12 protein-coding genes are annotated in these 13,354 nt (G+C 55.0%); all 12 read left to right on the plus strand.

The window, feature by feature from the left end:
• Positions 1–213: 213 nt before the first annotated feature.
• The 12 genes from RE6C_RS12430 to xseA all read left to right on the plus strand — a co-directional run bounded on the left by RE6C_RS12430 (position 214) and on the right by xseA (position 13,315).
• Positions 214–570 (plus strand): hypothetical protein, encoded by a 357-nt coding sequence (locus RE6C_RS12430; protein WP_236618160.1) that lies wholly within the window; start codon positions 214–216, stop codon positions 568–570.
• A 235-nt stretch (positions 571–805) separates the two neighbouring features.
• Complete coding sequence (locus RE6C_RS32850; RefSeq protein ID WP_236618161.1) at positions 806–1,165, plus strand: hypothetical protein; 360 nt, start codon at positions 806–808, stop codon at positions 1,163–1,165.
• Positions 1,166–1,318: 153 nt separating this feature from the next.
• Complete coding sequence (locus RE6C_RS12445; RefSeq protein ID WP_039961905.1) at positions 1,319–2,281, plus strand: alpha/beta hydrolase family protein; 963 nt, start codon at positions 1,319–1,321, stop codon at positions 2,279–2,281.
• Positions 2,282–2,396: 115 nt separating this feature from the next.
• A complete protein-coding gene (locus RE6C_RS12450) occupies positions 2,397–2,801 on the plus strand; it encodes a hypothetical protein (RefSeq protein WP_008657019.1) in 405 nt (134 codons plus the stop codon).
• A gap of 173 nt (positions 2,802–2,974) precedes the next feature.
• Positions 2,975–4,909 (plus strand): cation:proton antiporter, encoded by a 1,935-nt coding sequence (locus tag RE6C_RS12455; protein ID WP_008657020.1) that lies wholly within the window; start codon positions 2,975–2,977, stop codon positions 4,907–4,909.
• Positions 4,906–5,565, plus strand: coding sequence for a hypothetical protein (locus RE6C_RS12460; RefSeq protein ID WP_008657021.1), 660 nt, complete (start codon positions 4,906–4,908; stop codon positions 5,563–5,565). Before RE6C_RS12455 ends, RE6C_RS12460 begins: the two co-directional genes overlap by 4 nt.
• A 732-nt stretch (positions 5,566–6,297) precedes the next feature.
• Positions 6,298–7,950: a GumC family protein gene (locus RE6C_RS12470; RefSeq protein WP_008657024.1), complete on the plus strand. Its 1,653-nt coding sequence runs from the start codon at positions 6,298–6,300 to the stop codon at positions 7,948–7,950.
• Between the two features lie 154 nt (positions 7,951–8,104).
• Positions 8,105–9,424 (plus strand): glycosyltransferase, encoded by a 1,320-nt coding sequence (locus RE6C_RS12475; protein ID WP_039961906.1) that lies wholly within the window; start codon positions 8,105–8,107, stop codon positions 9,422–9,424.
• Positions 9,417–10,145: a polysaccharide deacetylase family protein gene (locus RE6C_RS12480; RefSeq protein ID WP_008657026.1), complete on the plus strand. Its 729-nt coding sequence runs from the start codon at positions 9,417–9,419 to the stop codon at positions 10,143–10,145. The genes RE6C_RS12475 and RE6C_RS12480 overlap by 8 nt, the downstream gene beginning before the upstream one ends.
• 118 nt (positions 10,146–10,263) lie before the next feature.
• The gene (gene sufU, locus RE6C_RS12485; RefSeq protein ID WP_008657027.1) at positions 10,264–10,698 is read left to right on the plus strand and encodes a Fe-S cluster assembly sulfur transfer protein SufU; all 435 of its coding nucleotides are present in this window, start codon (positions 10,264–10,266) and stop codon (positions 10,696–10,698) included.
• Positions 10,695–11,990: an aminotransferase class V-fold PLP-dependent enzyme gene (locus RE6C_RS12490; RefSeq protein ID WP_008657029.1), complete on the plus strand. Its 1,296-nt coding sequence runs from the start codon at positions 10,695–10,697 to the stop codon at positions 11,988–11,990. Before sufU ends, RE6C_RS12490 begins: the two co-directional genes overlap by 4 nt.
• Entirely contained in the window at positions 11,987–13,315 is a 1,329-nt protein-coding gene (xseA, locus tag RE6C_RS12495; RefSeq protein ID WP_008657030.1) for an exodeoxyribonuclease VII large subunit, read from the plus strand. The genes RE6C_RS12490 and xseA overlap by 4 nt, the downstream gene beginning before the upstream one ends.
• Positions 13,316–13,354 lie beyond the last annotated feature (39 nt).

Below are 13,354 nucleotides of genomic sequence, written 5' to 3' on the forward strand. Positions count from 1 at the left end.
TACGCCGTGTGTAAATCAGCCGAAAAGCGGCATCAAAAAACTGCACGACCTCGTAGTTCAAGAAGGTTGCTCCTGCGGTCATGTGACTGATCCATGACCGGACCAGCAAAGCGACGTCTGTTTGTTTGGACCGCGAATGCGATTTGCGTTTGTGTCGCAATCCTGCTCGTATCGGCTTTCTTGCTGACTTCGGCACGATGGAGCGGCCGATTCATGCTTCGGATCAATGTCAAATTGCCACCTGCGATCGAACGGGATTCGCTGATGTACATGCCGTGCCGGGACGAGCAGACTGCGGAGTGGCTTTGCAGTCCTGGCAATCAAGTGACAGAAGGATTTGAGCTGCCGTATCAGCGAACGGTGGACTATGACATCGTGTCCGTGTCGATCGGGGGAAAGTCCAGTGTCCTTCGAATCTTCGATACTTATCACCAGCCTGACTCGGTCGTCGTGCAGTATGACCAGGAAACAAAATCTGGCTTAAAGGACTCGTGTCGAATTCACTTTCCGGTCCCGATGGGACGCGGTGATCGTTCCGTCGCGATCGATTTGACGCAGGCAGACAAGTGATCCGATTGCTTTCCGTGCCTGTCTTTCTGTTGTTGGCTTGTGCGCTGTCTGGCGTCGACGGGATGATTCACAATCAGGTTTCGTATTCGATTTCGCCGGAGTATTTCCCGAAGCTCAAATTCGAACAATTTGGAGTTTCGCACAGTACGCCAGAGCGACTTGGAGCAGCCGTTGTCGGATAGCCTGTGTCATGGTGGATGGGGGCTTCATCGGGCTCTTCCTGATCCCGGCTGGAATGCTCGTACGCCGAGATACTGGATACGTGCTTGCGGCGGTCCGTGCATTCGGTTTAGCTCTCGCGACAACGGCGCTGGTCAATGCGACTGGGGTTCCGTCCACTTTATTTGAGGCGAAGATGACGACGGAAGCGTCGGTGGAACAAGTCATCCAGCAATATCGTGTATTGTTGACGCGAAATCCGACGCATGATGAGAAGGTCGATCTTCAACCGGATAAGGGACGCTCGGTTTTGTTCCATGACGAGTCAGAGGGACGGCTGTTTGAACTTCTGCTGATTCTGGTGAATTCGGAGACCACATCGACCACGTTGATTGTCTCGCGAGGAGCGGATGAAGAGCAAACTCAAATCAAATGAGAACAGTACAATTCTTACCCGATCGTCCCCAGCGTTAATGCTTTCCCTGCAGCTGCTGACGCTAGCAAAGCCGAAAGCAAACAGGTTGTCTTCAAGAAGTGCCAACTTCGGCCTCGTCAGCTACTTCGGCCTCGTCAGCTTAGGAACTCGCGTATGAATTTCTGGACAATGATCGGCTTAGCCGCAGTCACCGTTCTGTACCCAACCAAAGCACATTGCGAAGTCGATCTGGCGGTGGAAGTGTTGCGATTCGAACCGCTGGATGAGCTTCGAGACCGCGAGGTACCGATCAAAATTTACTGGAACGGTGAACCGGAACCCAAACCGGTTGTTTTATTCTCACACGGGCTTGGTGGTTCGCGAGAGAACAATGCTTATTTGGGCGAGTACTGGGCATCGGCTGGCTATGTCGCTGTATTCATGCAGCACGCGGGGAGTGACGAAAAGGTTTGGAAGACCGCCCGTCCCCTGCAGCGAATGAAGGCACTCAAGTCAGCGGCGAGCTTGCAAAGTTCGCAAGATCGGATCAAAGATGTTTCCTTTGTGATTGATCAGTTAACGGTGTGGAACAAGACGGCATCTCATCCACTGCACAATCGAATGGACTTGGAACGCATTGGGATGAGCGGTCACAGCTTCGGCGCGGTCACGACACTTGCAGTGGCAGGTCAGAAGCTTCCGCTGAATCGAAGTTTCGAAGAAGAGCGAATCGACGCCTTTGTGGCTTTCAGCCCTCAGCCGGGCAAGGGACTTCCCGCGGACCGAGGTTTCGGTCACTTGGCGAAACCGATGCTGTGCATGACGGGGACGAAGGATGCCAGTCCGATTGATCCGTCTTTCAATCCCGCCAAACGACGAGAGGTGTATGCTGCTTTGCCGAAGGGCGACAAGTACGAGTTGATTTTGGATGGTGCGGAGCACTCAGCATTTGGAGACAGCGGTGGCCTGCGTTCCAGGCAAAAAAATCCGAAGCATCACCCCGCGATTCAGCAAATCAGCCTGCGGTTTTGGGACGCTTATTTGAAGGGCGATGATTCGGCGAAGCACTGGTTGCAATCCAATCGGCCGCTGTCTGAAACCGGGTTGGGTGATGTCGACGTTTGGGGCTGGAAGTGACGGCAAGGTTTTATTCGCCGTCTTCAAACGATCTGTCTTGATCCGGGGGCGGCGACTTTGCTAGCCGTGTACTTCGAGGATCCTCGCACGTCTTCCCGCGAATTTTGGTCGCATCATGCTGGCTCGACACCACCGTTTTCTAATCGCTTCTCTGTTCGTTTGTCTCGGTTTGGCAATCGCGGACGCACCGTCTGCGATGGCTCAGATCACCACACGCACGCAGCTGGGAACGCAGGGCGATTCCACAGCAAAGTTGTACGAGCGGCTGGTCAATCGGTTGCACGCGACGACTCAGCCTCAGCAGGATTACCTGCTGGAGATCACAAAGCGAGTGAACGAGCGAAAACTGGATTTGCGATTGGTCGTTGCGATTGAACGATATTCGATCCGCCGCAACTCGCATTATCCGTTTCCGTTCTTTGAGCGGGCACTGAAATATGAAGCTGCCAAACGCGGCATCACGTTGCCGTCGATCAAGTTGTACCAAGACCAATCGATCGTGACCGTTCCGAACGGTTGAGGAACCGGACCATTAGGCTTGCACTTCGGTTCCGAGTGCTAGAACGCTGATTTGGGTGAACATTCACCCGCAGAGCCTGATCAATCGGCGTCGGTGCTGTCCGGAGCCCGCATCCGCAGATATCCTGTGAGCGGTTTCCGTACTTCTTCATCTAAAGCCGACGCATCCGCCACATGGATTTTTTGATTTACCTCGCCCTCGTGCCCGCCCTTGGTGTGACGGCACAATGGTTGGCGTGGCGAACGAAGTTGCCCAGCATTCTGTTGCTGCTTCTGTTCGGTGTTTGTTTGGGGCACTTCGTTGTCCAACCCGATGCCTTGCTGGCTGAATTGACGGGCGGCGACGAAACGGCTGGTCCGAACATCTTGTTTCCTTTGGTGTCGCTGTCGGTCGCGATCATCATGTTCGAGGGCGGGCTGACGCTCAAACTTGGCGAGCTTCGCGAATCAGGATCGTCGTCTCTGCGACTGTGTACGGTGGGTGCCGCATTGGCTTTCATCGGAAACACGTTGGCGATCCACTGGATACTCGGTTTTGCCTGGCACCTCAGTTTTTTGCTGGGGGCAATTTTGGTCGTAACGGGACCAACAGTCATCGGACCGTTGCTGAGACAGGTCAAACCGAGTCGTCGAGTCGCATCGACCTTGAAATGGGAAGGGATCGTCATTGATCCAATCGGTGCGGTGTTGGCCGTGTTGGTGTTTGAAGAAGTTGTGCTGGCCCAATCGGCACCCCACTTCTCAAGTGCTTTGAAGTCGCTCGCCATCACGGGAGCAATCGGAGTTGGTTTGGGCGTCGCCGGCGGCGCATTGTTGACACAAGCGCTCCGCCGTTACTGGGTTCCGGACCATTTGCATGGTGTCACGGCACTATCGCTGGCGCTTTTGTTGTTTGCATTGAGCAACATGATTGCTCATGAGTCCGGTCTGATCGTCGTGACGGTCCTCGGGATTTGGTTGACCAATCAAAAGCACTTTGACGTCGAGCACATCATAGAGCTGAAGGAGAACCTACGCACACTTTTGATTGGTTGTTTGTTCATCGTGCTGGGGTCTCGAGTCAACCTGACCGACCTGGCGACGATTGGTCTGCCGGGAATCGGATTGATCTTCGCGTTGATATTCATCGTGCGACCGTTGTCGGTCTATTTGTCACTGTTACGAAGTCCACTCAATTATCGCGAACAAACCTTTATTGCTGGCTTGGCCCCTCGCGGGATTGTCGCCGCGGCGGTGAGCAGCGTGTTTGCGTTGTCGATGGAAAGTCGAACGGACCTGAACATTCCGGGAGCCGACCAATTAGCGACGGTCACGTTCTTGGTGATCATCGGGACGGTTGCGGTTTACGGAATCGCGGCAGCACCTTTGGCTCGTTTGCTAAAGCTGGCCGAAGAAAGCAGCCAAGGCGTCTTGATCGCGGGTGCGGACGCATGGGTGCGTGATTTCGCGGCAGAGTTGAAGGCTGCTGGGATTCCTGTCTTGCTGGTCGATACCAACTACAACAAAATTAGCCAAGCTCGTATGGCGGGACTTCGAGGCGAATGTGCCAACATCCTGAACGAACACGCCCGCGAAGATTTGGATTTGGCGGGCATCGGCCGATTGCTCGCGATGACACCCAACGACGAAGTCAACTCGCTCGCTCTTCGTGAATGTCGCACGCTGTTTGATTCCTCTCGTTTGTATCAGTTGACATTTAAAAGCAAGAATACGGCCGGCCGTCGTGGGCTGACCAAGAACTTGATGGGACGGGAACTGTTCGGCGAAGGTCTGACGTTCACCCGCCTTTCCGAGATGCATGCGGCGGGCGCAAGTTTGAAAACGACAAAGTTGACCGAGTCATTCTCGTTTGCCGATTTTCAGGAGAAGTATGGCGAGGTGACGACGGTATTGTGTGCGATCACATCGGAAGGCGGCCTCAACATCAACACGGTCGATGCACCGCTGGTTCCCACGGCGGGGCAAACTATCTTGGCTCTGGTAAGCAGCACTCCAGTTCCAGAGAAGCATGCCGTGAAGGCTTCCAAGAAACGGTCAGAGTCGAGCCAAAATGATATTGTAAAAATTGACGATGAGGCGTCGTCCAGAGATGGGGAGGCGAACGCGTGATCGATCCTTTTGTTCTGACCGTCGTCTTTCTTCCGGTCGTTGGATACCTGTTGTTGCTCTCGTTGATTCGCGTGAGCGGTCGAGTGTTGGTGACGACCGGTGGGCGTGACCTGTCCGCCCTCTTTTTCGCGATGGCCGGCATGGTAGCCATCGGCCCGATGCAACTTTTCTTTCCCGGTGCCTCGGCGGCGTTGCTCGGACCTTACGTTTGGTTGCCGATGTTGTTGCTCTACGTGCTCATTTGCGGATTGGTGGTTTTGACACGCGAGCCTCGGTTGGTTGTCTACGGCCGGACCGCGAATGAACTCTTTCCGGCACTGCTGCGAAGCGCACAAGCGATCGATTCATCCGCTGTCGGCGATGAAAGAAACGCACAGGTTCACCTCCCTCAATTCGGGGCACACCTGAAAATTGAAGGTCATCAAGGTTTCGATTGCGTCAGTGTCTTGGCGTTCGAGCCGATGCTACCACTTTCGTTTTGGGCTCACTTGCTTGGGCAATTGCGAGTCCAAGTGCGCGGAATTGCGCCGCCCTCACCGCGTCGTGGATGGGGAGCACTTTTTGTAGCGTTGGCGATGCTGTTTTTGCTGGTTCGATCGGTGATGGGACGGGGGGAACAATTTGTCGAAGGTTTTCGCGAATGGCTGATTCGCTGAGCGTTTGAGTGGTCGATCTCGAGCCAAAAACACCTTTCGTGCAGTTGCTTTTGCAAGGACACGTGCGTCGAAATCGGTTGAGACAGTTTGGCGTGAAGCTCACAAAATTCGAGATTCGTATCAGATCCGCCAAGTAAATGGCCGATCAACCTTGCTGCATGGGCAACTGAGCCTAAAATGCACACAGCAGACCTTGTGAGGTCTGTTAGGTGCAGTCACATAACACCGGCAGAGGGTTCATTTTTCGGGCACGCCTGAATCAATCAAAGACTTGTGCAGTAGCACGTCGAGATTCACGCGTTTCTCCCAGCGGCTTCACTCTTGCCGCCGAGTGGCTGTAACCGAATTGGACCGGCAGGTCGGATCGATGGATCCAGCCTGTCGGTTTTTTCATGCGCTCGCAGCAGCGAACGATTCTGAGTTCAGCATTCGCGGGTCTGCGGCGTGAATTGGCAATCGAAGCCTTCCGGACGGTTTTGAAGGCGATTCCAAGGCGTTTGTCGCCGTTTGCCCGCGAGCGAGGGGCGGAGAATGATGCTTCGACTGCTTTTGAAGCAGCAAAAATCGGTGTCGGGCTCGCTTGCCTCTCTCGCTACTCGCACATCGGATTAGACTGGGGCCGTCGGATTCTGGGTGTGGAATCCCATTTCGAGTCCATGACGACGCTGCCCGGTGCGGTCGTGTTCGTTCAGCTCTTTGCAACCGTTCCCGTATCTTGCTGCATCACGCGACATGAATGAACGTTCCTTTGCCGAAGCCGATCACTTTCGACCTTTGCGTCTGAGTGATCTTTGGCGTGCGGTCTATCGCCATCGATGGTCGGTCGTCGTTTGGACGCTATTCCTGCTACCCATGTTGGCGTTCTGCGTCTTTCTGATTCCAGCCCAGTTCGATTCCTATTCGCAACTGCTGATCCGGTTGGGACGCGGAGCCGTTTCGATGGATCAAACCGCGACACTGTCGCCAACCGTTTCGTTGCAGGACAGTCGTGCGTCGCAGGTCAACAGCGTTCGCGAAATGTTGCATTCTCGCGCGATCGCTCAGAAGGTCGTCAATGAAGTCGGCGTCGACCGAATTTTGGAACCGCACAGTTTGCTCTCCAAGTCGCTGCACCGTCTCGGTTCACTTATGCCGGGTGGCGACACCAAACCTATGGGCGACCTGACCGCCGAACAAGTGGAAGCCCAGATCGCAGAAGAAATGGCGATCAACAAGTTTCAGGAGTCAATGAACCTGTTCATGGCGAAGAACGCTTACACGATTGACTTGGAAGTTCGCACGGAGGATCCATTCCTCTCGCGAGATTTGTTGAAGGCTTTGGTACACGTCTATCGCGAGCACCACGCGATGGCACACAGCTCGTCGGGTTCGTCAGAGTTCTTCGAAGAGCAATCAAAAATCGCATACAAGCGAGCGATGGATGCAAAGGAAAAACTTCGCATCGCGAAAACGGAACGAGGGATCATCGACATTGGTTCGGCTCAGTCAGCACTTCGTTCATTACTCAGCCAAGTCGAAAGCAACCTGGTCGATGTCGAACACGAACTGGCATCGATGAGTTCCCAGCGAGATCGTTTGGTTGAGCAAATCGAACAGCTACCGGAAACCTTGCAAACACAAACGATTCGCGGGATCCCTAAGGCGACGGGTGATTCGATGAGGCAAGCGTTGTACGACCTGGAAGTTCGTTACAAGGAACAATCGGTCAAACTAAGTGAAGATCATCCCAAGTTGAAGGTGCTTCGAGAGCAGCTGGCCGCTGCGACCGAGATTGCTCAAGCGGAACAAGGTGAGCGGCCTCAGACCACCGAGTCGACCAACCCGGTGCGGCAAGCCTTGATGATGTCGTGGCAGCAAACCAGCACAACGCTCGCCGGGTTAGAATCCAAACGGGACACCTTGAAGTCGCAGGCCGAGTCGCTGCACGAAGAACTGAAGCAACTCAACCAAGACGAAGTGCATTTGGCTGAACTGAGTTGGGAAAACAATTTGGCCGAAGCCGAGTACATGCGGACGGCGGAAAATCGCGACAACGCCCGACTGATCGATCAGTTGTCGTCAGGGGCAGTCAGTGAAATTGCGGTGGTACAGGAACCGTCGCTGGGACTAAAGAAGGTCAAACCGAAACGGTCAATCCTTCTCGTTTTGGCGGCGATGCTAGCGTTCGGATTTGCCGTCGTTCAGGCATTGCTCCGCGGGCTGCTTTTGTCGCCTCATTCGGCCGATCTGGATGCTAGCCGCGACCCGCCAACTCGCCGTCGAAGTGACGCGGGACTCGGACGGTATCGGAGTTCAGACGGCGTTCGCGGTTTCAACAAGCCACCCGAATCGGAGCCCGCATTGGAATCCGAGGAGAATGGTGGATTGACGGCGGTCCCTCGCTGAACGAATTTTTCCGTAGAATAGCGACATGTTCGCTCGTTTGCCCCAACTTCCTCGCTGACCCACGGCGCCCATCATCGCCATCCGAATCCTAGCCGTTCACAGCTACTACCGCCTTCGTGGCGGTGAGGATGTTGTATTTGATGCGGAGACTCAGCTGCTGGAATCGTTTGGCCACGATGTCACGCGATTCACGCGAATGAATGATTCCCTATCGGACGCGGGAGCGTTGGCGAACGCTCGGAAGACGATCTGGAACCATGGTATCGCGGATGAAATTCGCCAAGTTGTGAAGTCAAAGCAAATTGACTTGGTTCATTTTCACAACACGTTCCCCGCAATGTCCCCGGCGGTCATCAAGTCTGCTCATGATGCCGGTGCCGCCACCGTGTTGACGTTGCACAACTCGCGAATTTTGTGTCCCAAAGCGGTTTGTTTTCGTGATGGGCAACCTTGTACAGACTGCATTTCGAAGAGCTTTGCGATGCCGGCTATTCGGAACGCATGTTTCCACGACAGCCGACTGGCCGCGGGAGTTGTTGCGATTCAGAATTGGTTGCATCGAACCCGAAAGACATACCTGCGGTCACTCAACCTAGCGATCGCACCAACCGAGTTCGTCAAAAAGCGATACGTGGACTCAGGGCATCCGATGCCACCGATCGTTGTCAAACCTCATTTTGTCGAATCAGGTCTGCCATTCGGGCAAGGAGACGGCGGCTACGCATTGTTCGTCGGTCGATTGAGCGAAGAGAAGGGGTTGAAGGTGCTATTGGACGCTTGGGACCGTTTGACTCAGCCTATTCCGTTGAAGATCATCGGCGATGGGCCGCTGCAGCACTTGTTGAATGTTTCGCGAGACAACGTCGAGTATCTTGGACGTTTGGATCAAGACGATGTCTACAAAACGATGGCCGACGCGGCGATGTTGATTTTGCCATCGCACTGTGCGGAGTCATTTGGTCGCGTTGTCGTCGAAGCCTTTGCTTGTGGAACACCGGTTGTATGTGCAAACCAAGGCGGGCAAGCTGAGTTAGTGCATCCTGGCGTTGGGGCTTTGTTCGAAAGCGGCAATGCGAGTGAGCTGGCTTCGGTGGTTGACCGGTTCGTAGAGAACGCGGAAGAGACCATTGCGATGCGTGATGCGGCTCGTTCTGAGTTTGTTGCCAAGTATTCTGATGAGATTAATCATGCTCAGCTTCTTGATATCTATTGCCAGGCGCTTACCTTGCGTGGACGGGCCGATGCGAGCCGGATGAAGGATGTTAATTTGCGAGTCGATCCAAAACACGCGATGACTCCGCCATACTCGGGGATGTCGTCCACCGAATCCGAAGCCGCGAAACTTCCGCTTGAACCATCATCGGCCCTGACCAGCAACAATGCCTCCGAACCAGAACCGTCCCGTAGCACCGAATCGATGCGTGGTCACGACAAGCTGGGACGACGGGCATCCACTGGATCAACGCTTGGCTGATCTATTGGTTCGCTATGAATTGGCGGCCACGTTCTACATTCCTCGCAAATCTCAGATGGAGACGATCCCAGAAGAGAAAATTCGCGAGCTGAGCCAGCGGTTTGAAATCGGTGCTCATACGATCGATCATCTGGTGCTGACCAGTTTGCCCGATGTGGAAGCCGAACGGCAGATTCATGACAGTGGCGTTTGGATTGCCGATGTGACCGGTCAAGCGTGTCGGATGTTTTGTCCACCGCTGGGCAAGTTTCAACGAGAGCACGTCAACGCGATCGCTCGTCATGGTTTCACCGGATATCGAACGGTGGAATTGTTGCAGTGCGATCCACCCAAACGCCGGGTGCGAGGTGACTACATTCGCGGCGACAAGGGGTGGGAGTTGTCATCCATGACGACTTCCGTGCAGGCTCATCCTCACCCGAGATCGGCGTATCTTCGCGATGCGATGAAGCGAGCTGCTTGGGGGCCGTTCCAGCGAGCATGGAAATTCGCAGGAAAAACGAACTGGGTGGAGATGGCCGAGGTGATGCTGGAAGAAGCGGTACAAACGGGTGGTGTGTTTCATTTGTGGGGGCATAGCTGGGAAATCGAAGCGAACGACCAGTGGCAGAACCTGGAAACGACGTTTGAAATGCTGGCCGACGCGATTCGGTCGGGGCGAGCTGTCACCGCAACCAATGGCGAAATCTGTTCGCTGGAAAACCCCGCTTCCCTTTTTTGACAACTCGCATAGAGTTAAATAGGCGACGGGTGAAAACGGATACCCTTTTGGCAGGTTTCCTCGTCGCCAATTTCGAAGCGACTTCACCGACCGCGAACACTCGACACACCATTCGAACATGCCGAACGAGCAGGACATTTACGAAGAACACGTGCTGGATCACTACGAAGACCCGTACCACCGTGGGACTCTGGACACCGCCAGCCACATGCATGAGGGGAACAACCCGCTGTGTGGTGACCGGATCGTGATCACGCTGAAATTGGACGATTCGGGGAAAGTCGCCGAGGCTTGGTTCGAAGGCGAGGGGTGCGTTATCAGTCAAGCTTCCGCGTCGATGCTGATCGAGCGGATGGAAGGCAAGACGATCGAAGAAGTGAAGGCGTTCACCGCCGAAGAGATGCTGGAATTGTTCGGACCCAAGTTGACGCCCAATCGACAGAAGTGCTGCCTCCTGTCGTGGAAAATTCTGCAATCTGCGTTGCACTCGCCTATCGGCGAAGACGGTGACTCGTCCGCACCGAGCGGCCCTTCGCTCGGGGAAGAACAGTGATTGTGACAACTTCCCCAACCAATCTGGACGTTGCAAAAATTCGGGAAGATTTCCCGATTCTAGGCATTCGCTCTGCCAGTGATCGACCGTTGGTCTACTTTGATAACGCTGCAAGTACTCAACGTCCCACATCGGTCATTGAGGCGATGAGCCGTTGCTATCGGGAATACTACAGCAACGTTCATCGCGGAATTCACACGTTGAGTGAAGCGTCGACGCAAGCCTACGAGAACGCAAGGGCAACGGTGGCATCGTTCATGAATGCTTCGTCGACCAACGAAGTCATCTTTGCTGCTGGAACGACAGCCGCGATCAACACTGTCTCACGGAGCTGGGGCGACCAGAACTTATCACAGGGTGATGTGATCTTGTTGTTGATCAGCGAACACCACGCGAACATTGTTCCGTGGCATCAGCTTGCCGAACGTGTTGGTTGCCGAGTCGAATTTATCTCCGTTGATGAAGAGTTCTTGATTGACGACGAAGCGGTCGCTTCTGCGCTTCGAATGCACCAACCAAAGTTATTCGCGTTTGGTGCCGCGAGCAACACGCTCGGGACGGAGTATCCCGTCAAACGTTGGACGCGGATGGCTCACGACGCCGGAGCAACCGTTTTGATCGATGCTGCTCAAGCGGCACCGCACTGGAAGATGGACGTTCAAGATTGGGATGCTGATTTCATCGTCTTCAGCGGCCATAAAGTCTGCGGCCCCACCGGTATCGGAGTGCTTTGGGGACGCGAAAGTCTGCTGGACTCGATGCCTCCGTTCTTAGGCGGAGGTGGAATGATTCAAACGGTCACGACCGACGGATTCACCGCGCACGCGTTGCCGGAGAAGTTCGAAGCCGGAACACCACCGATTGTTGAAGCTATCGGACTGGAAGCCGCCATCGACTATTTGACCGATGTAGGCATGGACAACATTCATGCTCATGAACGTTTGCTCGGTACTCGAGCGGATGCGGGGCTTCGCGAAATCAACGGCGTTCGTGTCATCGGTCCCACTGCGGAACACAAAGGCGGAATCAATAGCTTTGTCATCGATGGCGTGCACGCGCACGATGTTTCGCAGTTTTTGGATGGACAGGGCGTCGCGGTCCGCGCCGGTCACCACTGCACGATGCCGTTGCACCACGCGATTGGAGTGACGGCGACCTCGCGTGCGAGCTGCTACTTCTACAACACGGTCGAAGAAGTTGACGTGTTTTTGCAAGCGGTATCGGATGTACGAGATCGGTTTGCGAAAACAGGTCGACGTCGTCGTTCGCGATCCAGTCGTTCGAATTCATGAGTGACAGCACCCAGTTTTCGCTGTTCGATTCCAGCGATGACGAGCCGCCAAAGGTCACCGCTTCCAAACGTAAAGTCCCCAGGAAGAAGCGTCGTTCTTCCAGCAGCGACGATGCGATTTCGATTAGCGAACTGACGCGTCAAATCAAATCGACGGTCGAATCGGGGTTTCCGGGCGTTTGGGTCGCCGGTGAGATCACCGACATCGCACGTCCGCGAAGCGGTCACCTGTATTTCACGCTGAAGGATGAACGTTCGCAAATTCGAGGCGTGATGTGGCGAAGTGTTGCCGAACGTTTGCCCTTTGAACTGGATGACGGTCAAAGCGTTCTCTGCATGGGCGATGTGGAGGTCTACGCGGCACGAGGCTCTTATCAACTGGTCGTTCGCAAATGCCAACCTCAAGGCATGGGCTCGTTGCAACTCGCGTTTGCTCAACTGCAGGCGAAATTGCAAGCGGAAGGTTTGTTCGAGCCGGACCGAAAACGCGTACTGCCGCGAGTTCCCCGGCGTGTCGCGATTGTGACCAGCCCCACCGGTGCCGCGATCCAGGATTTTTTGCAAGCCGCCGCGCAGCGTCACGCGGGCATCGAAATTGTGCTCATCCCGGCCAGCGTCCAGGGACCGGGAAGCGTCGAGTCGTTGATTGACGGGATGCGAGCGGCCCACCGGATGCGGCCCCAACCCGATGTCTTGATTGTCTCTCGCGGTGGCGGATCACTGGAGGATCTCTGGTCATTCAACGATGAGCAATTGGTCCGGGCGATTGCGGCATCGAGAATCCCGACTGTCTCGGCGGTTGGACACGAAATCGATGTCACCCTGGCGGATTTGGTCGCCGACGTTCGAGCGTTGACCCCGACCGACGCGGCGTCGCGTGTCTTGCCGGATCGCGAATCAATGGTTGCGGCACTGGATGCACTTGGTCAGATGATGGCGACCAACTTGTTCCGGCGGATTCACTCCGAACGCCAACGTCTGGAAAACTGGGAGTCTCGTCCGATTTTTCAAAACCCGTTTGAGATGGTTCATGATCGCAGCCGAGAGCTCGACGATTGGGACGAACGTGGACGATCCGCGATTTGGCGACGGCTGGAACAAGCTGAAGCGAAACTTGCGACCGTCGCGGCGGCACAATCCGCCTTGTCACCGCTCGCCGTGCTTGCGCGTGGTTACAGCGTGACGCAAACCGATGTAGGTAAGGTCGTTCGATCAACGGGTGATGTTCAGCCGGGCCAAACGCTGCGCACGCGGCTGACTGATGGTGATGTCATCTCAGTCGTTTCTCGGCACGAATCGAAACCAGACACACCCGAGTCGGCTTAGCCTTCGCCGGTCCAGTCATTCCCACCAACCCAACTCAAT

Origin of the sequence: Rhodopirellula europaea 6C (assembly GCF_000338295.1) — a bacterium.
GTDB lineage: Bacteria > Planctomycetota > Planctomycetia > Pirellulales > Pirellulaceae > Rhodopirellula > Rhodopirellula europaea.

Coding starts and splice junctions, on each gene's coding strand:
- RE6C_RS12450 (WP_008657019.1), top strand. CDS start 2,397: ATGCTGGCTCGACACCACCGTTTTCTAATCGCTTCTCTGTTCGTTTGT.
- sufU (WP_008657027.1), top strand. CDS start 10,264: ATGCCGAACGAGCAGGACATTTACGAAGAACACGTGCTGGATCACTAC.
- RE6C_RS12430 (WP_236618160.1), top strand. CDS start 214: ATGCTTCGGATCAATGTCAAATTGCCACCTGCGATCGAACGGGATTCG.
- xseA (WP_008657030.1), top strand. CDS start 11,987: ATGAGTGACAGCACCCAGTTTTCGCTGTTCGATTCCAGCGATGACGAG.
- RE6C_RS32850 (WP_236618161.1), top strand. CDS start 806: ATGCTCGTACGCCGAGATACTGGATACGTGCTTGCGGCGGTCCGTGCA.
- RE6C_RS12455 (WP_008657020.1), top strand. CDS start 2,975: ATGGATTTTTTGATTTACCTCGCCCTCGTGCCCGCCCTTGGTGTGACG.
- RE6C_RS12470 (WP_008657024.1), top strand. CDS start 6,298: ATGAATGAACGTTCCTTTGCCGAAGCCGATCACTTTCGACCTTTGCGT.
- RE6C_RS12445 (WP_039961905.1), top strand. CDS start 1,319: ATGAATTTCTGGACAATGATCGGCTTAGCCGCAGTCACCGTTCTGTAC.